This is a genomic window from Citrobacter sp. Cb031 (assembly GCF_030336725.1).
GTDB lineage: Bacteria > Pseudomonadota > Gammaproteobacteria > Enterobacterales > Enterobacteriaceae > Citrobacter > Citrobacter braakii.
Window position 1 is genome coordinate 382700 of sequence record NZ_JAOWDA010000035.1, and the last position, 25016, is coordinate 407715.

Sequence of the window (25016 nt, forward strand, 5' to 3'; positions counted from 1 at the left end):
GTGGTAGCCAATATTTAGCTATTTATTAGCCTATGATTTTTGCTCAACCATATGCTCTGTAGCTTCATTTGGTTCATATTTAGCAATACCAATACCGGTGGCAGCCCACAGCAGGGCAAAGATGATGCCGCTGTAGCAGAGGATTGCCCATGGCAAATAATCAAGTGTCGCCACGCCCAGCATCGTGGCGCAATAAACGCCTGAGGCAGACCAGGGGATAATCGGTTCGACAACGGTTCCGGCATCTTCGGTAGTACGCGAGAGGTTCTTTGTCGCAAGTCCTCGTTTTTTATATTCTTCTTTAAAGGCATCGCCGCACAGCAGCAGTGGCAAGGTTCCATTTGCCGTACAGGCACAGATGGTGAACGTCGTCACAATCGTGGTGGCCACCAGGCGGAATGTGGATTTAACGCCTTTCGTGAGCGCGTTTATCACGGTGTGCAAAGAGCCTGTCGCACTCATTGCGCCGGCAAAGCTGAAGGCGCTGAAGACGGTGACGAAGCTGCTAAACATTGAAATGGCGCCGCCTCGTTCCAGTAAGCGCGAAACATCTGATGACAGTGTTGGCAGGTTATCTCCGGTGAGCATCGCGAGCTTAAAACCGCTAACCACGGATTCGCCAACCGATGATGCGGTAAATTGCTGAAAGGCTAATGCCAGAATCATCGAGACTATTGTGGATAAAAAGAGCATCGGGATTGGCGGTCTTTTTGACAATGAGCCATACAAAACGATGATCGGTGGCAACAGTAGCAGAATGTTAAAGTGATAAATCTGGCCGATAGCGTTCATCAAGTTGGTGATATTGGCTGGCGCGCTGGATGAGGCATCAATGCCCATGCCCATATAGCTGTATACGACGCAGCAAATAATAAATCCCGGGCCGGTGGTCCACAGCAGATGGCCGATATGCGAGTACAGGTTTACACCGGCAGCCAGCGCCGCCATGTTGGTTGAGTCAGAAACCGGAGAAAGCTTATCACCAAACCAGCAGCCGGAGACAATAGCGCCAGCAGCAATGGGCAGCGAAACATTCAGACCAATCGCTACGCCAATCATGGCGATCCCGACGGTTCCGATGGATCCCCAGGAGGTGCCGGTACAGACTGAGATCAGCGCTCCCAGCATAAATGCTGAAATATAGAAATACTGCGGGTTAATCCACTTCAGACCATAATAAATCATCATTGGAATAGTGCCTGACACCATCCATGCGCCAATTAAGAAACCGATACTGGCGACGATTAATATGACAGGAAGCGCTTCAGATATTTTATTGCAAATAGATTGTAGAATGTCATCCCACGTGTAGCCGTGAGCGATGGCGATAAACGAGGCGGTTGCGGTTCCCACGAGGATCATGGGTTCAGCTCGAATATTGAAGATAAAATATCCGATGCTAATGCCACCCAGCATGACTATCATGGGTAAAACTGACCAAAAGAAAGACAATGGCTTTCTGTTGTTGGCAGTGCAGCTATTTAATTCCATAATTACATCCCAATCGTTAATGGTTGAACACGTCAAATAAATACCTGCTACAGGTCACCCATAACTGAGTAACATAGTTGCCAGAGTTCATGTCTGAACCCTATTTTATTAACTGCTGCAGATTATCTATTTTGACCTGCTATTCTGATGCTTATATTTTGGTTGTAAGGTAAGAGTGAGTTTGACGAATAAATTACCCCTCGGCATAAGGTGAATGATTTCGGCGCTGTTGGCTCAGTTTGCGATACTGCTGCGGCGGCATGCCGACGTATTTATGAAATGAGCTATAAAAACGGCTGCTGGATCGGAAACCTGCAATTGTAGCGATATCCAGAATTGTTTTATCCGTATCGCTGAGCAAAGCCCGCACATGGTTGATGCGCATTGCGGTAATATACTGTTTCATGGTTAGTTGCATCACGCGATGAAAAATGCCCATCGCATAATTTGGGTTGAGCTTAACGTGTTCGGCAATAGCATCGACCGTAAGCTGTTTGTCGCAGTTTGCGGCAATAAACTCCAGCATCTGGCTGACGTAAAACTGTGAATGCCGTGAAATACTGTTTTTCTGGGTGCGCGATGTTTTGTTACCCAGCACTGGCCGCCAGCCAGCGAGGCTAAATCGCTTGAGCATCAGGGCAATCTCATCAATGGCTAATTGACGAATTTGCTCATTGTCGCTGTTGAGTTCACTCTGCCAACGCTGCACTTCAAAAGCGCTCAGCTGCTGCGAGGCAAGCGACGTGATCACCATCCCATGCGTCACGTGGTTGATCAGTTCCCTGTCCAGCGGCCAGGACAAAAACAGATGCATCGGTAAGTTGAAGATGGCCATCTGTTTACAGTGCCCGGCATCCGTCAGCTGATGGGGTGTGCAGGCCCAGAACAGCGTGATAAAGCCCTGTTTGCTTTTCACTACTTCGTCATTGAAAAGGTACTCCACATCGCCATCAAACGGCACATTCACTTCAACCTGACCGTGCCAGTGGCTGTAGGTCATGGCCAGCGGAGCCCGCAGCTCGACGTCCATCCGCTGATACTCTGAGTAGAGCGCCAGCGGACTTCGCGACTTTTTTTCATAGCTGCGACACATATGTGGGTCGAGCGGCAGCTGCGGGGTACTTTTTGCCATTATGGGTGGGTTCCTGAATAGTGAATCTGACCATGGGTAGCGCCAAAGCATGAACATAGCTTAACCGAAAAAAAACGCCGTTTTCTCTCCATTTTCGCGAAGTTATTCCCAAAAACTCAGATCCTGTGCCTGTCGCTTGCCGATCTGAGTTAACGGGAATGGCGGTTTTTAATTTAAAAAACGGTCAATCAAAGCTGCTCACTTTGCAAAACGACAGCGTTTTTCTGCCAATAAATCGGATTCATAGCGATAGCCAATATTCACGCAATACCATACATTTTGTATGTATCCATATCTTAAGGAATCATCATGTCCAGGCTCCGTACTTTAGCAACGGCTTTAGTTGCCGTTGCCGCGATGTCGATGTGCGCTATCCCCGTTTCGGCTAACCCCGGTAATGGCAACGGAAATGGTAATAGCGGCAACCATGGTAATAGTGGGAATAAGGGTAATAGCAGTCATAGCCAGAAAGGAAACCCAGGCCCAAAAAACAACTCGCAATCGGAACAGCGTAAAAATTATGGCAAGCCGGACCATGTTGATAGTGATATTAGCTATAACGTGGCCAGGCAGTATGCCGTCAGATATGGTTTGACGGGATATAAGTCACTGCCTCCGGGCATCGCCAAAAATCTGGCGCGAGGAAAACCACTTCCTCCGGGGATCGCTAAGAAAAGTGTCCCATCCTCGATGCTGAATCAACTGCCGTATTACCCGGGTTATGAATGGCAGGTTGTTGGCGACAATCTGGTGTTGATTGCACTGAGCACGGCAATTGTCACCGCGGTTATCAATGGTGTGTTTGATTAAGTATCTCCGTACTTAACCACCACAAGCCCGCGCTACGCGCATTACCGTTCAGTTAAGCATGTATGGAGAACATGTGACTCCGGCTCAGGGTTCCGTTCACCTCAGCGATATCAATTCTCTGAAGCTCAGACACCCGTGAATGCGCAATGGAGGCTCACCGTGCACTGAACCCCTATACCTGGACACTGTAATTTCATTGTTACTCTGTCAGAGTCCGGTACTCTACCGGACTCATCTATCTTTATGATTGCCGCGCTGTTGTGTTCTGCCGTCGTTACGCTGACCGTGAAAAGCTCCCATGCTATTGGGGCGTTGCCCAGTAAAGCCTGATTCATGACTGACTCCTGTGGCTCTGCTGATTCCTGAGCCACAGGGCGTTTTACTATCAAATCAGCAGGTTTATTATCTTTTTCTCCAGATTTGACCTGGTATAAAAATGATTCTTAGATAGCTATTCTGCATATACACCTTTGCCGTTGTGATGACCCCCCCCCTGGTTATATGACCCCGGCCATTAAGAATGAATCATAATAGATGAGGGATTAATCCTACACATGTAGGAATATTCCTTTTGGTTGTGTTAATGGTTTGATATTTAGATAGGCTCAAGGTTTAAAATTTGTAAAATGCAGTGTTGCATTTATACCTTATTCTTCGTTTTTATAAAAAACTAATAAATATACGTGTGAATGTGTTAGGATTTACCTGATAACGCCTTATTTTTATAAATTATAATGCTTAAGGCTCACCTGCTCGATAGCCATCGCCTCTCTTTATTTATCGGGATTCTTATACGCAATGAACGCGATAATCGTTGATGATCACCCATTAGCTCGCATAGCCATCCGCAACTTACTCGATACTAATGGTATTACCGTAACCACCGAGCTCGACAGCGGAGAGCATGTGGTCCAAACCGTTGAGAAAACTAAGCCGGAGTTACTGATTATTGATGTGGATATTCCGGGCATCAGCGGCATCGAAGTGCTGGAGCAACTGCGAAAGCGGCACTATGCTGGTGTAATCATTATCATTTCAGCCAAAAATGAATTTTTTTACGGCAAACGTAGCGCCGAATACGGTGCCAACGGATTTGTGAGTAAAAAAGAGGGTATGAATAATATTCTTGCCGCAATCGAAGCTGCAAAAAATGGGTATAGCTATTTTCCCTTTTCCCTTGAGCATTTTACTGGCTCATCTGTCAGCGAACAGGATAAGCTTGATACGTTGTCGACCCAGGAAATGAGAGTGTTGCGTTATATTCTTAACGGTATGGATTACAGCACTATTGCCAGCAAAATGAACATCAGTAATAAAACGGTAAGCACCTATAAAAGCCGTTTGATGGAGAAATTAGATTGCTCGTCATTAATGGAAATTTATGATTATGCGCAAAGAAATAAAATAGGATAGAGTAATGCTGGAACGCTTGTTTATTTTTTTGATGGTCATATTTACCATCGGGTTTTCTACGGGTGTAAGCTCAGCCCGGCAAGTTGAGCTAAAAAGTAACTATAATACCTCAGTACAACATATCGGCCTGAACAGGGAAGAAACAAACTGGTTAGCGCATAAAAAAACCTTGGTTGTTGGCACCTGGTTACCGGAAGTCTCCCCCATTGTTTATCAAAATAGCGGTGAATATTATCGGGGCGTCAACGCGGATTATCTTGCGCTAATGCAAAAGAATCTCAATATAAAAATTGTTATAAAGCAGTATGATAATGAGCATGAAGCGCTGAACGCACTTGCCAGTAACGATGTAGATACATTGATAACTCAGCTGTCCCGGCGACAAGATGTCGGCGGCCATTTATTGCGCACTTCGGCATTACTGACGACGTGGCCGACGCTTGTGACCTCGCTAAAAAACACTATGCTGCCGCTGACCTCGGAGCATCCGGTTAGCGTCGCGTGTGTGCGAGATTGTCCTTTTCTTGATGTTATCCAGGATGCTTTTCCTGAAGCTAAAGTCTCATTTTTCGACGACGAGTATCAGGCCATGGCATCGGTAGTGAACGGTGATAACCAATATTATATTGGGAACAATATCACCAGCAGTCATTGTGTCTCCCGATATTTTTCGCAATCACTGGTTATTACGCACTACTTTGATAAACAAGAGCAATATAATTATTTTGTGGTGAAGGGCGACCAGCCAGTATTAAGAAATATTCTTGATGGTTTCATTACGTCAATCAGTAATGAAATTCATATGCAGGTCATGCAGAACTGGCTGAACCGCGGTAACCTTGCTTTTCTGAATGCGCCTATTCCTTTTACCGATCAGGAAAAAGCGTGGCTGAAGAAGAAACATACTATTCGCATTCTTATCAATCCAGATTATCCGCCTTACACGCTTGTCGATCGCAGCGGTGAGTTACGTGGAATTCTTGGCGATTTGCTGAATATTATTCATCTGCAAACGGGGATTGATTTTGAGCCGGTTTTGGCCAACACCAAAAGTGAACAAACCAAACAAATAAGCGGCGAACGATGGGATATGTATCCCACTATCACCCTGACAAATCAAAATCAGCACAATTCGACCTTTAGCGATCCGCTGATGAATGTGGCATTTGTGATTATCACTTCCCGCGATGAAACGGCCGACTCGTTACTGAATACGCCGATCCGTATTGCGTTGCCCGCCGGACATGTTTTGGAAAGTGATCTGAAACAACGCTACCCGCAGGCCACCTGGGTGGATGCTGATACTGGCAGCGTCGCGATGACTATGCTCAGGGATGGCAAGGTTGACGCGGCAATTGCTACCGAATTGTCGGCAAGGTTCATGGTCGATCATGACTACCAGAAAAACATGCACTTTTTTAGGCTACCGGATATGCCTGGCGCGTCGGTGAACTTTGCGGTTTCTCCCCACGAGCCCATGTTGAAGTCAGTAATGGATAAAGCGCTGCAGGCGATACCGCCGCGTGAGATTTTGCAGATGACGGAGAAGTGGTCGAAAATTTCTAATACGCAGGTCGATCTCTGGAGTCGGTATAGCAAACAGTTCTATCAACTGGTGGTGTTTGCGCTGTTGCTGATAGCAATTAGCCTGATCTGGGGGATCTCACTCTCCCGTGAGGTCAATAAAAGAAAACAATCACAGCGGCAGCTAGAAGAGCAGCTTCATCTCAAAGAGGCATTGTCCCAAGAACTGGAAACCGAAAAAAATAAAGCGATTGAAGCAACCAAGGCCAAAAGTCGCTTTCTTGCGAGCATGAGCCATGAATTACGTACCCCTGTCAGCTCGATTGTGGGCTTTCTGGAATTACTGTCGAGCTCAGAACTCAGCCCGGCACAACGAAAAGAGGCGATTGCTCTTACCGCAGCGACAGCCCAGTCATTGCTTGGGCTGATCGGTAAGATTCTGGACGTTGATAAGATTGAGTCTGGTAAATATCAGGTTGTTCCTCAATGGACGGATCTCTCGCAGCTCATTGAATTGCAGTGTCACTCTTTTGATGCCTTAGCCAGACAGAAAGGCGTTACGCTTGCTTGCGTAAGCCAGTTGCCGGCAAACGAGCGGGTGTTTGTCGATCAACAAGCTTTGCGGCAAATTCTCACCAACCTGGTGGGCAATGCGCTCAAGTTTACCGAGCAGGGTAGCATTCATGTGACAGCCCGTTTAACACCTGACGGGGAGAATCACGGTACCCTGACCATCGCCATTAGCGATACCGGTTGCGGGATTAGCGAAGAGGAGCAGGCCGGGCTGTTTCGTCGCTACGCTCAGGGGCGCTGTGGGCGTCAACAAACGGGGTCTGGTCTGGGATTATTTATCTGCAAAGAGCTGGTGACGCTGATGGGTGGTACGCTGGAGTTGATGAGCGTCCCGGCGCAAGGAACCACGTTTACCATAACGCTGCCGGTTGAGACTGCCCGCCAGTCAATTGTACCGGATAGCAACACGCCAGGTGCGCTGTTGCCGCTGCCGTGTCTGTCTATTTTGATAGCAGATGACAACCCGACCAATCGCCTTCTGCTTAAGCGACAGTTGAACACCATTGGTTACAGCGTGGATGAAGCGTGTGATGGTGAGGAAGCCGAAGCCAAACTGGCTAAAAAATCATACGACCTGTTGATAACCGATGTGAATATGCCGAAGAAGGACGGGTTTGATCTTGCGGCTTCGTTACGTCGTCAGCAGCCTCATTTACAAATATGGGGACTGACGGCCAGCGCGCTCCCACAGTCACGCGACAGGTGTCTGCAAAACGGCATGAATTTGTGTCTGTTTAAGCCCGTGTCGATTCAGACACTGACGCATGAATTAAGCAAAATCGAAACCGGTTATTCGTCTCCTTGTGCAATCCGGCATCTGAAATTCAATGTCTTGACGGAAAATACCGGCGGCGATCGCGCATTAATGAACGAGATACTCGAAACATTCCGCGAGGCAACGTTTAGCGATTTACAGGCGGCCGAGAAAGCCGTTGAGCAAGACGAACCCCAGCTGTTTTTGCGAGCCCTTCACCGGTTGCATGGTTCGGCGCAAATTCTGGGCATTACTGCTCTTCAGACGCTATGCGAACCTTTTGAATCGATGCGACATGACGATCTTCCTCTGGCAGTACGCCAGGAAGCATTACAGAAGATTGTTGCCGTCATGCGGGAAATTGAGATTGAGATTAACAGTCTGATTAGCCATTAACCCCCCTGATCGGGTTGCCGTAGCAACCCGATCAGGAGAGAAAGTCCTGGTTCAACACTCCGTAGTGCTGAGTATTACTGGCCTGCGCCCAGCATCTCGCTATCGATCACAATGCCTTCTTCAGCACCCTTTAACACAAGGTTTGCTTCATAGTATTTACCTGAAGACAGCAGTTTTTGAGCGCTGGCAACGGCTTTACGCGTCTGATTCAGGGGCATCAGGTATTGGGTCTGAAGCACGCTGATACCCGCCAGTTGCAAGGTATCCACAGCACCTTTCCAGTCGCCTTTAGCCATTTTGCCATTCGCTGTATTGATAGCAGATTCTTTAGCTGGGGTGGCAATATAGTCTTCTGACAGCGCAATCGTAGCGTTAATAATCACGTACTGATCGTCAATCATCTTGGCTTTAGGCGCAGCTTTTACAAATTTCGCCCAGTCGTGGCTGTCACCCGCAAGCAGGGAAGCGGCGTCATCGGTTAATTTTTTAGCACTGTCAGGCTGTCCATGAAACAGGGCCAGACGGGCAAGCTGAATATCACGCATCGCGTTTGCACCTTGTACTGCGACCTGCATAATATCGGCAGCTTCTTTTTGTACATTGGCGGTAGCAGTTTGTGCCGGCGTGGTAGTGGTAGCTGCCAGTACCGGGGCTGAGCCCATCATGGTTGCAAGCAGACCTGCAAGAATAATCTTTTTCATTACTTTCTCCTGAATAAATTTGGTATATCTCACCAAACGAAATAAGCATATTAAATAACTTCGAAGAGTGGAATCAGAGCCAGGATAGAATAATGAGCGTTTAATCTTACAGGTGTCAGACGTCTGACGCGTGTAGGATTATACGGATAATGACATTCCTTTATTCTTATATACGAATTCGGAGTGAAAGTCTTATCATCCTATTGTAAGTGATATGTATTAAGTGAATATTACTCTTTTATTAGTAGGTTACATTGCGTTTCTATGTAACGGAGGATGTATGTTTGTTTTTAATCAGCGTAGCCTGAAAGCATTTAATGAAAAAACACTATTTCATTATAAAAGACACGCCACAATCATGGCCGTGCTGTTGTTGGTTTGCGGCATCTGCTGCTTAATCTATCCAATCGCTGCAGGTGTTTACTTAAGCTATGCAACAGGTTTTATGTTCCTGGTGTGCGGCTTCTATTCTATTTACAGCCTTTTTTCCTCGGGTAAAAAGCAGTTGAAAGCCAAATTTACCTATGCCTTTTTTGCTATCGCATGGTTGCTGCTGGGATACTGTTTCCTCGAAAATCCTGTGATAGGTATGAATTCATTGGCAATGGTTTTTTGCTGCCTGTTTATTCTTGGCGGGATTTTTCGTGTTGCTTCCGGCGTCAAAATGTTCCGCAGTCCGGGCTATGGATGGAATATTTTTATCGGTATTTTTGACCTGCTTATTGCAGCCGTATGGCTGAATATGGATCCCGACCGTTCTTATGTGTTTACCTCCATCTTTATAGGCGTTGAGATGATCTTTAGTTCTTTGGCTTTTATCAGTCTGCGCAGAAATGCGTCGTTGGTACAAACTGAAAAACTCGCCGATAAAAATTAATGCTACTTCTGGAGCGCATTGTGAATATTAAATTGATTGTCTCTACAGCTATTCTTATGGCCTCTGTTATGGCGCCGATGAGCCGTGCTTTTGCTACACAGGCAACGGAAGCGGCGCCACAAGATATGACCTGTAAAGAATTCGTTGATATGAGTCGGCAATACATGACAGCAATTGCCTTTGTGATTGTTAATAAAAATTCGGACTTTAAAGGCGATGATTATGTTCCCCTGCATGAGGTGGAAACTGTCGCTGTACCGAAGATGATTAAAATGTGTCATCGACACCCTGATACTAAATTGGGCGAGCTGGCCGTAAATCTGAAGGGTTCCGGTCTGCACTATTGATTACCCGTTTTGATAGCCTGGCATGAGTCAGAATTGACAACCTCTGTACCTACCTTAGTTGTTACCCTACAAGAAAAAATCCCCGTAATGTTTACCCTGCTATCCACGAGAAATTCGCTGGATAGCAGGGCCCGCTAACAACCGTAGACCTGATAAGCGAAGCGCCACCGGGCATTGATTACCCGCAGAGCAGAGGGACTCAAGTGTGGTGGAGAATGCCACTCTTAACGTAGTCACTGTATCGTCGCTGTAATGAAATGAAGAACTTAAGGTGAATGGAACCCTTTCTCTGAGAGAGCATTGAGAATCCCTGGGATTTAATAAACTTATCCCAGGGATAATCACGTACGAGGGCAGGGAATCAGCGCCGTGTTTTGAATCGCGCCAGCATGTTTTCTACGAGAACAAAGAACAGCGGAACAAAGTAGATCGCCAGCACTGTTGCGGCCAGCATCCCACCAATAACACCCGTACCGACGGCATTTTGCGCGCCAGAGCCCGCGCCGTTGCTTATTGCCAGAGGGATAACCCCTAAGATAAAGGCCAGTGACGTCATCAAAATAGGGCGTAAGCGCATTTGCGCGGCCTCTACTGCGGCTTCAAGCGGCGTTTTTCCTTCCTTTTGCATGATCTCGACGGCGAACTCGACGATCAGAATGGCGTTTTTAGCCGAGAGCCCCATGGTGGTGAGCAGGCCGACCTGGAAGTAAACATCATTGCTCAGGCCGCGCAAGTCGGTCGCCAGCAAAGCGCCGACCACCCCGATTGGCACAACCAGCATTACCGAGAACGGTATCGACCAGCTTTCATACAGTGCCGCCAGTGCCAGAAACACGACGATCAGCGAAATGCCGTACAGCATTGGTGCCTGGTTTGTGGACAGCGCCTCCTGATAAGACAGACCGGTCCAGGCATAGCCGACGCCCGCGGGCAGTTTATTTATCAGCGATGCCATAAATTTCATCGCATCGCCGCTGCTTTTCCCTTCGACCGGCTGGCCCAGAATTTCCATTGCAGGCTGACCGTTGTAGCGTTCAAGGCGGGGAGAACCGTAGGTCCACTCGGTGGATGAGTAGGCCGAAAGCGGCGTCATAGCGCCGGAAGCATTACGTACGTACCAGTGATTGATATTATCCGGCAACATACGGAACGGCGTATCGGCCTGGACATACACTTTTTTAACGCGTCCCTGATTCAGGAAATCATTGACATAGCGACTACCGAACGCCGTAGAAATGGTCTGATTGATATCCGATAATGCAACGCCCATGGCTTCTGCCTTCGTGGCGTTAACATGAATGCGGAACATCGGTGTATCCTCCAGACCATTCGGGCGCACCCCGTCGACCTCACCGGACGACTGGTTGGCCAGCGCCAGAAGCTCGTTTCGGGCCTGCATCATTTTTTCATGCCCAAGGTTACCGTTATCCAGCAGCTCCATGTCAAAACCTGAAGCCGTTCCCAGTTCTGCAACAGCGGGTAAATTAAACGGATAAACGACGGCATTATTGATGGTGCTTAAGGCCATCATCGCTCGTCGAATAATGGCGGTAACTGAGTTTTCTTCACCAACGCGTTCTGACCACGGTTTCAGGCTGATAAACGCCAGACCGTTGTTTTGCCCCTGGCCGCTAAAACCAAATCCGCCTACGGTGAAAACCGAAGCGACATTTTTCTGTTCTTTCGTCAGGTAGTAATCCGTTATTTCCCCGAGCACTTTGCTGGTGTTCACCATCGTTGAGCCCGAAGGCAATTGCGCGGTGGTCATGAATACCCCCTGGTCTTCTTCAGGCAAAAAGGAGGTCGGGGTACGTAGAAACAGCACAATCATGCCCGCGCCAATCACTAAGTACACGACCATATAACGGCCTGTGCAACGTAGCAGTTTACGGGTGCTATCCGTGTAGTGCTGAGTACATTTCTCCATAAAGTGATTGAAACGGGTAAACAGAAAATGTGTGTTTGCTTTTTCTCCCTCGGGGGATTTCAACAGCATGGCGCAGAGTGCTGGCGTCAGGCTCATCGCCACAAACACCGACAGCAGCATGGAGGAGATTAAAGAGATAGAAAACTGACGGAAAATTTCACCGGTTGCTCCGCTCATAAATGCCATCGGCATAAATACGGCGGATAACACAACGGCAATACCGACCAGCGCTCTCTGCAACTGGCCCATCGCTTTGTGGGTCGCCGCTTTTGGTGACAAGTGTTCTTCGGCAATAATGCGTTCTACGTTCTCAACCACCACAATGGCATCATCGACTAGCAACCCTATCGCCAGCACCATGCCAAACATCGTGAGCGTATTAATCGAAAAACCCGCGACGTCGAGTATCGCAAAGGTGCCAAGGATCACTACCGGAACGGCGATTGTGGGAATAAGCGTTGCGCGGAAACTTTGCAAAAACAGATACATGACGAGGAATACCAGAATGATTGCCTCAATCAAAGTATGAAAAACCCCCTGAATCGAAATTTCGATAAACGGAGTGGTATCATAGGGATAAACGGTTTTCATGCTGGCCGGAAACCAGGCCGATAATCTGTTCAGCTCCTGTTTGACTGCCTGGGATGTTTCCAGGGCATTCGCGCCAGCGGCAAGTTTAATTGCAATCCCGGCGGCGGGTTTTCCGTTGTAGCGTGCAACCGTTGCATAATTTTCCGCACCCAGCTCAATTCGCGCGACATCGCGCAGCAGAACCTGGGAGCCATCTTGCTGAACTTTAAGGAAGATCTTGCCAAATTCATCGGTAGTTTGCAGGCGCGTCTGGACGATTATCGACGCATTTAGCTGCTGATCGGCTGACTGAGGCATGCCTCCCAACTGCCCGCCCGATATCTGGTTGTTCTGAACTTTGAGCTGGGTAATGACGTCCTGAGGTGTGAGGTTATACTTGTCGAGCTTTTGCGGATCCAGCCAGATACGCATGGCGTATTGCGAACCGAATAACTGTACGCTCCCCACCCCGGCAGTGCGGCTTATTGGGTCTTTGATGTTTGAAGCCACATAGTCGGCAATATCATATTGGCTCAGGCTGTTATTATCAGAGATAAAGCCGGCGACCATCAAAATATTGCTGCTGGATTTATCAACACTGATCCCTTGCTGCTGTACTTCCTGCGGTAAAGAAGGCATCGCCAGCTGCAGTTTATTCTGTACCTGAACCTGCGCAATATCGGGTGACGTGCCCGTTTTGAAAGTCAGGATAATCGACGCATTACCTGCCGCATCGCTGGTGGATGACATATACATCAGGCCATCAAGACCATTCATATTCTGTTCAATCACCTGAGTTACGGAGTCTTCAACGGTCTTTGCGTCTGCCCCTGGGTAGGCAGCGCTGATGGTAATGGTTGGGGGAGCAATTTGTGGATACTGGGCGATCGGCAGGTTCATTATCGCGATACCGCCCGTAAACATCATGATAATGGCGAGCACCCAGGCGAAAACCGGGCGCTCAATAAAAAAGTTGGCCATGAAGAAAGTGTCCTTAATACCTGAAATATTACTGTTCAGTTCCCGCGTCAGGAGTGGTCAGTTTTGAAGGGAGGACCCGGGCTTTGATTCCCGGACGAATTCTTTGTAATCCGGACACAATGACCCGATCGCCGGGGCGTAATCCTGCGGTCACCAGCCATTGATTGCCAACGGCCTTCACGGCGTTTATTTCGCGCAGTTGCACCACGTTTTGCTGGTCAAGGATCAGCGCGGTGGCTTTTCCTTGTTCGTTATGCGTAATCCCTTGTTGGGGGACCATCAAAACATTCTGCTGGCTGCCTTCGTCCAGCAACGCCGTGACATACATGCCGGGTAAAATTTCACCTTCAGGATTGGGGAACACGGCGCGCAAAGTCACCGATCCGGTGGTCTCATCGACGGCGGGATCGGAAAACTCAAGCGTACCGGTATGGCGATAGGGTTTGCCGTTTTCCAGCATCAGCTCAACTGGAATTTTGCCTTGTTGCTGGGCAATTTTGCCGTTGGCTTTCTCTTCTTTCAGGCGTAAGAAATCTTGTACTGACTGTGTTAAATCAACATAAATCGGATCCAGCCGCTGAATGGTGACCAGCGCGTTTTCCTGATTTGCGGTGACCAGGGCACCCACGGTTACGGAGGATTTACCGCTGATGCCATCAATCGGTGAGGTGACATTAGCGTAACGAAGGTTGATGGTGGCCTGCTCAAGATCCGCTTTGGCGACGGCGACATTGGCTTCTGCTTCATTAAGCTGTGAGCGTGTCGTGTCGTAGTCCTGGCGGCTGACGTAATTGGATTTTATTAACGCTGACTGCCGATTTAATGTCAGACGCACATTATTGGCCGTCGCCAGTGCCTTTGCCAGCGCGCCTTTGGCTGAATCCAGTCGTGCCTGCAGCGGGGCAGGATCAATTTGATACAGTGACTCTCCTTTGCTGACTTTATCACCTTCAATAAAGTTGCGTTTTATGATGATCCCACCAACCTGAGGGCGGATTTCGGCGATCTCGAATGAAACCGCGCGACCTGGAAGTTCACTTTTAATATTCACTGAAGAGGGCGCTAAGGTAACAACGCCGACCTCGGGCTCCATCGCGGCGGTTTTTACTGCAGGTTTATTATCGCAGGCGGTGATGATGACGCTACTAAAAAATAATGGTATCAACAGTAAGCATTTTCTGTTCATAGTAATCCCTGAATAAATCGTAAACACCAATGTTCTTTTATTACAGGCAGGGTGGGAGAGTTATCGGTAAATAACAAAAGATGCTCAGGCATGAGATGGCTAAAGCCCATTTTTTCGCTCAAGTGTTAGCGGGTAAAATTATATGTAACAGGAAGAATGCGTGCTAAGCGAAGGATCTCATAAAGCAGGATGGCGCAATAAGGTTAACGCGGGGTGATGTGGTGGGCGTTTGTCAGTACCCGACTCCGGTATATATTCGCGCCATCTTACTACAGAGATTATTTCACTAGCTCCGGAGTTACCTGAGTTACTGTATTAGCGTAATAGGGGGCGCCCCACATGGGTTCAGGCCAGAACGCGCCATAGCCGTAATCCCACATATTATAGGTGGTGTTGACTGACTCCGTTAAATGCCAAACCTGAATACCTTGTAAATCAACTTTAACAAACTTGTACGGGATTTTGTTGATGAATCCTGGTTCATCTCCTTGAATTGTCCCCAAAATAGTAACGAAATGGTTTCTGTAGTTTACCGGATCGAGAAAACCTTTCTGCTGGGCAAGAATACGCCCCTGATAGCTCGCGTCTATTTGCGGTTTAGCATAGTTGTTCAGTGGCAGAACGGCGATTTCCAGTAATGTATCCGTTTTGGTGTTAATCACATTGATGACTTTACCCCCAAAGCGGGCCTGCTGACCGGTATATAATCCCGGTTGGTTATGCACGGAGATAAAGTTTTTTTGTATATCTGGTTGATTATTACCTTTGATATTCTCAGGAATTGAAGCACATGACGCCAGGGTGAAAGCAAGGGCAACAATTATCAACCCTTTTGTTTTTTTCATTTTACTTTCCTGCTAAAAAAAAGACAGGCCTATAGTAACCCTTTGCTCATTATTGTCAGCAAACGTGCCGTTGATTATCTAAAATTAATATTATTGTAGCTTATGGTAATAACAGGCTGTATTTTATCTGGTCGCTGGATAGGGCGAAAGTGTGTGGCGACAGGGAAAGCGATTTACTGTCGCCACACGTGGAGTCAGGGCCAATGCGTTACCGTGCCCTGCTCTGGTTTAGCCAGGCGGTTAGGCAATCCTGGATTACGGCTTATTACTACGATTTACTAACGCAGACGTTCGTTGGCGAAAAGGTATTGCCTAACAGGTAGGCATTATTAATTTTATATATTTGCGCACGCTTACTGGGTGTGAACGGGTCATAGATATTATGGATAAACATCTCATCCGACACGTTATCCAGACTGTGTTTACTCATTTTCACGTCTTGCAGAAAAACGACGCCTTTATCTTTTATCCGATAATTAAAACTGACGGAGCGTTGCAGGATAAGGCGACGTCCTGGGCGGTTGTCTGCCAGTGGGGTTGTGGTAATAATCCCTGAGAAATCAATGACGCCAGTGTTATCTGTTTGCAACTGGATCATCAGGCTACCATCGTATTTCCCACCCCCGGGCAGTTCGGGTAGTGAAAGTGTGGAGACGCAATGCACGCTTATTCCCTGATTGACTGGAATGAGGGTGATTCCATTCGCGCTTAACAAGGCGCTGACAGCGACCAGAACGGCCGCTCCTGCAAGTAATATCTTGGTTTTATATTTAGTATTCATGGATATAAAGGTCCTTGCATCCAGCAAACTTTGTTTTTTCTGCATTATTGAAAGTACAGCGAGATAAAAATATGCGACCTTTTTCGCCGTAGACGTACAGATCGTCAGGCTGGAAAATAAACAATGCGCCAGCCAGACACTTCAGGTGTAAATCAGCCATTTTTTTGGCTTTTTCAAGTTTCGCAGTTGCCACTTCTCGTGAGCTTTCAAAAACGGTATAGACCGGACAGAGATCGATATTGCCAAGTTTATACAACTGCACGACGGGAAGGTTGTTTTGAGTGCTGTTAAACAATGTGTTGACTGGGTAAAGAAGCATGAATAATGAGACGCCCCCAGCTGCAAGCAGCATCATTTTTACGCGTTTTGACAGGGAAGGTGTGGCTTTTGCGGGAGTGAGGGACACCGCGGAAACCAAAGGCGGTTCCTCTATGGTGGTTACCAATCCTTCAGCGATGAAAAAGCCGACCCGTGGTACGGTTTGAATGATCTCGTGTTCACAACCGAGCTCCTGTAATCCTTTACGAATCAAAGAAATATACTGGCTTAATGAGTTGTTTGAGGCTTGCAGACCATTTTTGTCCCAGACATTCGTAAACATCTCTTCTCTCGAGACTACTTTCCCTTCCTGCTCGAGGAGATAGGTGAAGATCCTGTTTGCGGTAATAGACAGGGTGAGTGAGTTGTCCGACGGACTCAGACTCGCCAAAACGCCATCATCAGTCCTAAATGTAACTTCATTGTTAATTAGATATTTCATTTTTTCATCATTAACAGGGTATTACGTAATTATAAACCATAGTGGTATTTCTTCTTCACTACAGTATCGTGAGAGGTGACAGGGCCGATGCAGGAGGAGGGGGCATTTGAGCATTGTAAAATACCCCCTCTGGCATAAAAAACCATGAAATTGTTCATTTTAAGTATAAATGCCTACTTCACGCTGATTAAATTATAAGAGTGCTACTATTTTCAGATAGACCATTATAATCATTCGCCAGTTTGAGAACTGCGTAGTTCTGAGCCTCTGGTTGATTTACAAATTGTCAGTAACTTTAGTAAGTGGCATTTTTATAATGAGTAAACGAAAATTTACTTAAGTAAAATAATCTAAAAATAGTATGGTATCAAGCGTCTTAAACAACAATTAGAAAGGCTTTGATATTTTTTACTTATTACATTCAACCCCTGGCGGTACAGATGGCCGCGGAACTTGCTTATCGCGAGGTGTGTTTTCGACTGACTGAAATCCCTGTTTCTCGCAGTTATAATTTAAGTAACTCAAATGGGTTATGTTTTTCAATATAACCCATGCAATAAGATTTCTCTTATAAGTCGTTTGTTGTTTAAGAGCTGTGATTATAAATGTTTTTACGGGGTATGAAATAAATTAATATGCGTTTTATTTAATTTGAAATGTTTGTTTATTGTGTAGAAAATTAGGTCGTCATATTACATTGTTTATGCAATTCATTAACAGTTGCTTATGTGTTTCTGTGATGATATCGATACTTAAATCTATAATCACTTATCTTTTTAGATAAAACATCTATAAATTGCAAATTTATCAGTATAAATAGATTGGTTGTTGATGCGGTAATACCATTCGTCATGTACAGATCGCTCAATGTTTCAGCGGAAAAAACTCCAGAGAAGAGGTATCTGACCGCTGGGTAATTATGAGCATCCCATAATGCTATGTGACCACGAATTTTTCCCAGGAAGGGTATTCGTGGAATTATTCGGAATGGTAATGATGAACAAGATTTTTAAAGTGGTATGGAGTGTTTCGCACTCTTGCGCGGTTGTTGTTTCTGAACTGGCAAAACGTTGTGGTGCTTCTGTGGAAACCAATAGTTCTGCTCGCATTGAATCTGGAACGCATAAATTTAATATTTCAAGAATTGCGCTAAGTATAATAGGTGCCGTACTGGCTACGCATTCAATATATGCTTTTGCCGCTGACTACGTCTTGCCTGATTACTTACCGTCGACTAACGCTAATGGCGCAGGGCAACTTGTTGTCGGTGACGGTGAAAACATGAATATTATCACCGGTACTAAAGGATATGGCAGCATTGCCTCTGGTGCATCGGGCTTTAAAACGATGACTATTCAGCAGGCAATGGATAATGGTTATATTTCGTCAGGTAGTGAAAATATAAATCTGACGCAGACGACTTTAGGTGGTCGTACCCACAGCATTCAATACGTTGACCCCATCACCGGGGCTTCGCGTACAGTCCAGGTGTATGACAGCGATAATTTTGCCTCTACCAGCGTTGGCGATCTGACGACTTATCTGGGGGTCAGCGTCGGTGATGGGCAGTATGTGAATATGAAGCTGGCGACAGTGACATCAGGCGGCACGCTTGATGTGAATGTTGGTTCAACGGAAAGCGGCTGGGCATCGAACTCGGCAAATATCTTCAATGCTGTCACCAAGGTCTCTGGAGTTTATAACGTTGAGAGCAGCGCCAGTGACACTAAAGACGCGGTGCTGAATTACAACGCCAAAACCATCGTTCAAAGCGGTAACGTTGGTAATGTCGCGAAAAATACCGGTAAAGATTATAACTTTGATACCGCAACCTATAACGGCACCTTCTCCAGCGCGCTTGGCGAGTATACGGTTAATAATCTTGATGATTTAAAAAACTACAATGATGCTCTGGTGAAAGCCGTAGAGGCTGGGCAACTTTCGCCCACGGACTACGAAGCTGAGCTTCATAAAGCCTATTCCACGGAACAGAAAAACATTCACTTCGACACCAATATCCCGGATGGCGATGCGGTGTTGCAGGCTGCGAATCGTGATGTGAACAGTTTTATTAAAGCTTCCGGTGCGCGCTCTGTCGTCAATATTTCTGCTGATGCCAATATTCAGGCGGTTTTTAGCGATACCTCCGTGGTGACGCTGACCGACGGAGCCACCCTCAATAACAACGGCACACTGGGGGTTGCCGCCGGTGCAGCCGGTGGTGATTATGTCGTTTCAGCGCGTGATAGCATCGTAAATAACAATGGAATTATTGATGCGGGTACCAGTCTTGATGTGAAAAATGCGTGGGTTGGCGCCCATACCGGGATTCTCGCGACCGGGACGACAAAGGTACAGAACGACGGCGTCATCAACCTTGCCTCGCATCAGGATATCTATAACGCCTATGGCGTGCTGATGAATGACACGGCGACCTTTATTAATAACGGAGTAATGAATATTGCCACCGGAGGTGAGCCTGCGAAATCTGCCGATGGTGTCTATACCTACGGTGTGTTTGTTCAACGTAATGCAGTGGCTACTAATAACGGGACGCTCTACATCGGACGCACTGCACAAGCGGTAAAAGATGAGGCGACCAGTGAAGTCCAGGTCACTCTTCCGGCCATTGGTATGTTTGTGAAGAGTGGAACCATCAATAACACCGGGAACATCACGATCGGAGAAAAAGTCGAGAATGCTGTTGCCATTCAGGCAAACGGCAGTGCGTCTCCTGGTGCAATCAACATTACCCAGGACGGCGTCATTGACATCAATGGCATCGGCTCAGCGCAAAATATTGGCCTGATGGGGATTAACGGTGCAAAAGGGCTGGTAAACAGCGGCACGATTAACCTCAATGGGTACAGCGCCAGCGGTATTGAACTGCAGGGAGGGAGTCAGGCGCTTCACTCAGGCACGATAAATATCACCAATGGCAGTACCACGGATAATACATTAAAAAATATTGGGGCCTGGGTCGAAGGGACCGGGTCTCAACTCACGATGAGTGGGAGTGTGAATCTTGCTGCTGATAACGCCATTGGTCTGCACGTTCGTGACGGCGGTGTTATCGATATTACCGATACGGGCAAAGTCTCATTTACCAGTGGCAAAAACCAGATTGGCTATTTTATTTATGGTGAAGGTTCAAAAGTAAACGCCTCCTCTACCAATACGCAAGATGTCTCGACTGAAGGGTCAACATTATATCGCATAGAAGGTGGTGCGACTTTTGATGGCAGCGGGTCGTCTGGTACGACAATGACGGCATCAGGCACCGACAGCACTATTCTGCAGGTGACCGGGACGGGGAGCCATTTTGATTCCGGCTCGCAATCGCTGAGTATCACGGGTGACGGCGCGACCGGGATTCGGGTTGAAGGCGGAGCGGATGGGGTTATCACCAAAGACGCGGTGATCGTGAAACTTTCCGGTAAAGATACCACCGCCGGGATTGTGGACGGTAATTATTATGACTTGTCCGGGAATGTCGATGAAAATCAGAAAGGTGACTCAACCCTGACCAGTTACGCCACGCTGAATACCAGTAATACGGCGGATGGTGCTTTCGGCTACATCGCCCGCAACGGCGGTACGCTCAACCATAAAGGCAGCATCGACTTTGACCAGGCGGGCAGCACAGGCGTGCTGGTTTCCGGTGGTACGTTGAATAACGACGGCGACATCAAGGTTAATGGCGTGGCGGTCAGCATCGAAGGCGCTGATTCCGTTGTGAACAACAATGCGACGGTTACCGCGACGGATGGCACCGCAGCCTATCTCGTGGGCAATGATGCGTCATTAAGTTTGACGGGTTCGGGAGAAACCAAAGCATCGGGAGACGCGCACGGTATCTTGTTGGCCGCCGGTGCGAAAGGTCTGCTGGTCGATGGAGCCATCATCACGATGGACAGTACGGGTAAAGGAAGCGCGATTGAAAACGTCGCCAACATTGCGGGTATCCAGCTAAAAGATACAACTATCAGTGTGGGGAATGGAATCGGTATTCATACCGGAGCATCCCTGGCGCAGACCAACTCCGGAACGATTAATGTAACGGGGAGCGGTACGGGGATCCTGTTTGAAAATATCGACGGCAGCGAAACGAATCAAACGCTGGATATGTCTGACTCGCGCGATCTGGTTATCAATGTTGAGCAGGCTGCGGGTAAAGGGATCGTCACCAATGCGTCAACCGACCTGAAAACGGGCGTCAGCGTTAACGTACTCGACGCTAACGGTGGTGAAGCGTTGATTGTCGGTGGTACGACCAAAAATGTTGAACAGGCTGGTGAGTTGACATCGAAATCGACCAGCCACGCGGTGGTGAATGTTAATAACGGTTCCCTGGAAACGTTTATCAATAAAGGCGTTATTAAAGCGCTGGATGCGTCGCAAAAAGCGGTAGAAATGCTCTCGGGGGCAGGCATCGCGTTTACTAACGCGGCGGGTGCCAGCATTGTTGGTCAGGTTAACCTGATGAGCGGTGATAACACCGTTACGCTGGAGTCTGGCAGTACCGCAACCGACATCAAGACGGGCAGCGGTAACGATCTGTACCTACTGAAAGATGTCAAAGAGACAGAAACCTCGCTGTTTACCAGCCTCAATGGTGGTGATGGGGAGGATACACTTCAGTTGAATAACGCACAGTACATCCTCAATCACGCCGATGCTATTACCGGCATGGAGCATATCGATCTCACTGCTGGTTCAGTATTTACCGTTAATAATGTTGATTTTGCGTTGGGTGATAACCAAAACGATGCGACCGGTACGGGTTACAACATTGATACGACCAGCACCTTGTCGCTGAATTCTGACGCTGTGCTGGCTTTTAATAGCCATCTGGCGGGAACCGGAACTGTCGCCGTTGATGCCAGCGGTAATGCGTTTGATTTTACCAGCAACAATGCGGCAGATGGATTCAACGGTACGCTGGCGCTAACGAACAGCACCTTTGAGCTGGCTGGATTAAACACTCAGGCGCTGAGCCAGGCAACATTAAATGTAGGCGAGGGGAACGTCACCCACGTGGGGTCCGGTGAGCAAAATATCGGAGGCCTGGCGTTTAACGGCGGCACCATCAGCTTTGACGGGGTGACGCCGGGGCAGAGCAGTTCCGAAGGAACAATTCATGCTGGCGCGATGGATCTCTCCGGACGTGGAACCGTGCAGGTTGATACCGGCACGATTACGAACGATCGTCCGCTGGCTGATACCACGCTATCACTTCTTGAGCAGGACGATGCGCAGTCCCTGATTCAACTGGCAACGTCTGATTCTTCCGTCACCGGCGGTGCGGGCAATCTGACGCTGACCGATAGCAATGGCAATATCATCAGCGATGGGGTTGAAGCCGGTATCAGCCAAAATGGCGAGATTGTTGCGAATGGAACCTATGATTATCGCCTCACCGGAGGGGATAACGATGATGGACTGTACATTAGCTATGGTCTGACACAAGTCGAACTGCTCGCATCCGGAGACAATGCACTGGTCCTGGATGCGAACGGAAAAACCGGTAATGCCGCAGATCTGAGCGCTCGCGTGACTGGCAGTGGCGATCTGGCGTTTGACAGCGCCAAAGGCCAGACGGTATCGCTATCGAATATGGATAACGATTACACCGGTATCACCGATGTGCGCAGCGGCAACCTGCTGATGAAAAACGATAATGTTCTGGGACAGACCGGTGAACTACGTCTGGCCGCCGATACCGGTTTTGACATGAATGGTCATAGCCAGACTGTCGGTAAGCTGACGGCGGGGGCTGACTCACTGCTGAACATCAATGGCGGTAGCCTGACCCTGGAGCAGGGCGGAACAGCCGATGGAATATTGACCGGAAGCGGCACGCTAAACATCAATGGCGATACGCTGACCATCACCGGTGAAAACAGCACGCTGACGGCAAAAACGACCATTGCAGAAGGCGCACGCGTGCTGATGAACACGACGCTGGGTCTCGGCACGGGCGATATTGTGGCGGCGGGAACGCTGACGATGAATAAGGCGGCAGGTGTACTTTACAACAGCATCAGCGATGCCGGACGGATTGAACTTACCGAAAGCGATGTCGCGCTGGTGGGCAACAATAGTGCCTTTTCGGGACAATTTGCTATTGATGCGGATTCCCGGCTCACCGCGTTCACCGCAGAAAATCTGGGCAGCGCAGAGGTGCGCAATAGCGGTTCGCTGGTGCTGAACAGTCATACCGACTGGCAGCTTAATAACGACGTTTATGGTAGCGGCGACGTGACCAAGCTGGGAGCCGGATCCATTACTGTCGGTGATAACGCCGCCTGGACGGGGAAAACGGATATTGAGCAGGGCGGCTTGGTTCTGGGGGACGGCACATCTCCCGTCACGCTTGCCAGTACCGAGGTCAACATAGCTACGGCGGGGATGCTCTCGGGTGTAGGGGGCGTCGCAGGTAATGTGAATAACGCCGGTGTGCTGCAGGTGGGTACCGGGACCGGTGACAACCTCCTGTTCACTGTAGAGGGAGACCTGGTTAACAGCGGTATCCTCGCAACCGGTGTGAATGGTCAGCAGGCCGGTAATCAACTGGTGGTCAATGGCAATTACACGGGTAATGATGGTCATCTTTCCTTAAACACTGCGCTGGGGGATGACAATTCCGTTACGGATAAGCTGGTGGTGAAAGGTGATACCAGTGGCACTACTTCTGTTAGCGTCACTAACGCCGGTGGGAAAGGTGCCGCAACGATTGATGGTATCGAAGTTATCCATGTTGATGGCGTATCGGACGGTGAGTTTATTCAGGCTGGCCGTATTGTGGCGGGGGCATATGACTACAGCCTTGGACGTGGTCAGGATGAAAACAGCGGCAACTGGTATCTGACCAGCGGTAAAACCAACCCCGATCCGCAGCCAAACCCGGATCCAGATCCCGATAAAGATCTGCGTCCGGAAGGCGGCAGCTACACGGCTAACCTGGCGGCAGCCAACAACATGTTCGTCACCCGTTTGCACGATCGTCTGGGCGAAACGCAGTATATCGATGCCCTCACCGGCGAGCAGAAAGTCACCAGCATGTGGATGCGCCACGTCGGTGGGCACAACAACTGGCGTGACGGTAGCGGCCAGTTGAAAACCCAGAGCAACCGTTACGTATTGCAACTGGGGGGCGACATTGCGCAATGGAGCCAGAATGGGCTTGATCGCTGGCACCTTGGCGTGATGGCGGGCTACGGTAACGATCACAGCAATACCCAGTCTTCACGCACGGGCTATCGTTCAAAAGGCTCAGTGAATGGCTACAGCACCGGTGTTTATGCCACGTGGTATGCCAATGATGCGTCGCATAACGGCGCCTGGCTGGACAGCTGGGCTCAGTACAGCTGGTTTGATAACAATGTTAAAGGCGATGACCTGCAAGGCGAATCGTACAAATCGAAAGGGGTTACCGCTTCGCTGGAAATGGGATATGCCCAAAAAATGGGCGAGTTTGCCGGCAGTCACGGAACGCTGAACGAATGGTACATACAACCTCAGGCGCAGGCAGTCTGGATGGGAGTGAAGGCGAACGACCATCGTGAAAGTAACGGTACCCGTATCACCAGCAACGGTAATGGTAATGTGCAGACCAGACTGGGCCTGAAAACCTGGATTAAGAGCCATCACCAGATGGATAACGCTAAAGAGCGTGAATTCCAGCCGTTTGCCGAGCTGAACTGGCTGCACAATTCACGCGATTTCAGTACGACCATGGATGGCGTGAATGTGCGCCAGGATGGAGCGAAAAATATTGCCGAGGTAAAAGTGGGTGTGGAGGGACAGGTGAGTCCTCGTCTTAATCTGTGGGGCAATATCGGGGTTCAGGCTGGCGACAAAGGGTATAACGACAGCGCTGCGATGGTAGGTGTGAAATGGAACTTCTAAGCTGATTCTACCGGGCAAGTTCAGCCAGACTGGCGCA

General features: G+C 48.3%; 14 protein-coding genes. 6 read left to right on the plus strand and 8 right to left on the minus strand.

Going from position 1 to position 25016, the window contains the following annotated elements:
- Positions 1-30: 30 nt before the first annotated feature.
- Together nhaC and melR are read right to left on the minus strand one after the other, a co-directional pair.
- On the minus strand, positions 31-1491 hold the full coding sequence (gene nhaC / locus OGV93_RS23570) for a Na+/H+ antiporter NhaC (RefSeq protein ID WP_046275107.1): 1461 nt from the start codon (positions 1489-1491) through the stop codon (positions 31-33).
- A 193-nt stretch (positions 1492-1684) separates the two neighbouring features.
- Complete coding sequence (melR, locus tag OGV93_RS23575) at positions 1685-2623, minus strand: transcriptional regulator MelR (protein WP_016154104.1); 939 nt, start codon at positions 2621-2623, stop codon at positions 1685-1687.
- Positions 2624-2932: 309 nt separating this feature from the next.
- Between melR and OGV93_RS23580 the strand changes: the two genes are divergently transcribed.
- From OGV93_RS23580 to OGV93_RS23590, 3 genes are all read left to right on the plus strand, one after another.
- Positions 2933-3433: an anti-virulence regulator CigR family protein gene (locus tag OGV93_RS23580; protein WP_016154103.1), complete on the plus strand. Its 501-nt coding sequence runs from the start codon at positions 2933-2935 to the stop codon at positions 3431-3433.
- Between the two features lie 798 nt (positions 3434-4231).
- Positions 4232-4846, plus strand: coding sequence for an acid-sensing system DNA-binding response regulator EvgA (gene evgA, locus OGV93_RS23585; RefSeq protein ID WP_016157256.1), 615 nt, complete (start codon positions 4232-4234; stop codon positions 4844-4846).
- A gap of 4 nt (positions 4847-4850) precedes the next feature.
- Complete coding sequence (locus OGV93_RS23590) at positions 4851-8093, plus strand: ATP-binding protein (protein WP_287110251.1); 3243 nt, start codon at positions 4851-4853, stop codon at positions 8091-8093.
- Positions 8094-8167: 74 nt separating this feature from the next.
- On the opposite strand, the gene OGV93_RS23595 is transcribed toward OGV93_RS23590, so the two are convergent.
- Complete coding sequence (locus tag OGV93_RS23595) at positions 8168-8794, minus strand: YfdX family protein (protein WP_016154099.1); 627 nt, start codon at positions 8792-8794, stop codon at positions 8168-8170.
- A gap of 280 nt (positions 8795-9074) precedes the next feature.
- Here OGV93_RS23595 and OGV93_RS23600 point away from each other — a divergent pair, with 280 nt between their 5' ends.
- Together OGV93_RS23600 and OGV93_RS23605 are read left to right on the plus strand one after the other, a co-directional pair.
- A complete protein-coding gene (locus OGV93_RS23600; RefSeq protein WP_047358942.1) occupies positions 9075-9671 on the plus strand; it encodes a DUF308 domain-containing protein in 597 nt (198 codons plus the stop codon).
- The gene (locus OGV93_RS23605) at positions 9671-10018 is read left to right on the plus strand and encodes an HdeA/HdeB family chaperone (RefSeq protein WP_016157253.1); all 348 of its coding nucleotides are present in this window, start codon (positions 9671-9673) and stop codon (positions 10016-10018) included. The genes OGV93_RS23600 and OGV93_RS23605 overlap by 1 nt, the downstream gene beginning before the upstream one ends.
- A 361-nt stretch (positions 10019-10379) precedes the next feature.
- Here OGV93_RS23605 and OGV93_RS23610 read toward each other — a convergent pair whose 3' ends face one another.
- The 5 genes from OGV93_RS23610 to OGV93_RS23630 form a co-directional block, all read right to left on the minus strand.
- A complete protein-coding gene (locus tag OGV93_RS23610; protein WP_287110253.1) occupies positions 10380-13496 on the minus strand; it encodes an efflux RND transporter permease subunit in 3117 nt (1038 codons plus the stop codon).
- Positions 13497-13524: 28 nt separating this feature from the next.
- Positions 13525-14682: an efflux RND transporter periplasmic adaptor subunit gene (locus OGV93_RS23615; protein ID WP_284201978.1), complete on the minus strand. Its 1158-nt coding sequence runs from the start codon at positions 14680-14682 to the stop codon at positions 13525-13527.
- Positions 14683-14960: 278 nt separating this feature from the next.
- Complete coding sequence (locus OGV93_RS23620) at positions 14961-15527, minus strand: Slp family lipoprotein (protein ID WP_284201979.1); 567 nt, start codon at positions 15525-15527, stop codon at positions 14961-14963.
- Between the two features lie 268 nt (positions 15528-15795).
- The gene (locus tag OGV93_RS23625) at positions 15796-16308 is read right to left on the minus strand and encodes a FidL-like protein (protein WP_016157248.1); all 513 of its coding nucleotides are present in this window, start codon (positions 16306-16308) and stop codon (positions 15796-15798) included.
- A complete protein-coding gene (locus OGV93_RS23630) occupies positions 16298-17068 on the minus strand; it encodes a winged helix-turn-helix domain-containing protein (RefSeq protein ID WP_279273442.1) in 771 nt (256 codons plus the stop codon). Before OGV93_RS23630 ends, OGV93_RS23625 begins: the two co-directional genes overlap by 11 nt.
- Positions 17069-18064: 996 nt before the next feature.
- Here OGV93_RS23630 and OGV93_RS23635 point away from each other — a divergent pair.
- Complete coding sequence (locus OGV93_RS23635; RefSeq protein WP_287110266.1) at positions 18065-24979, plus strand: autotransporter outer membrane beta-barrel domain-containing protein; 6915 nt, start codon at positions 18065-18067, stop codon at positions 24977-24979.
- Positions 24980-25016: the final 37 nt, after the last annotated feature.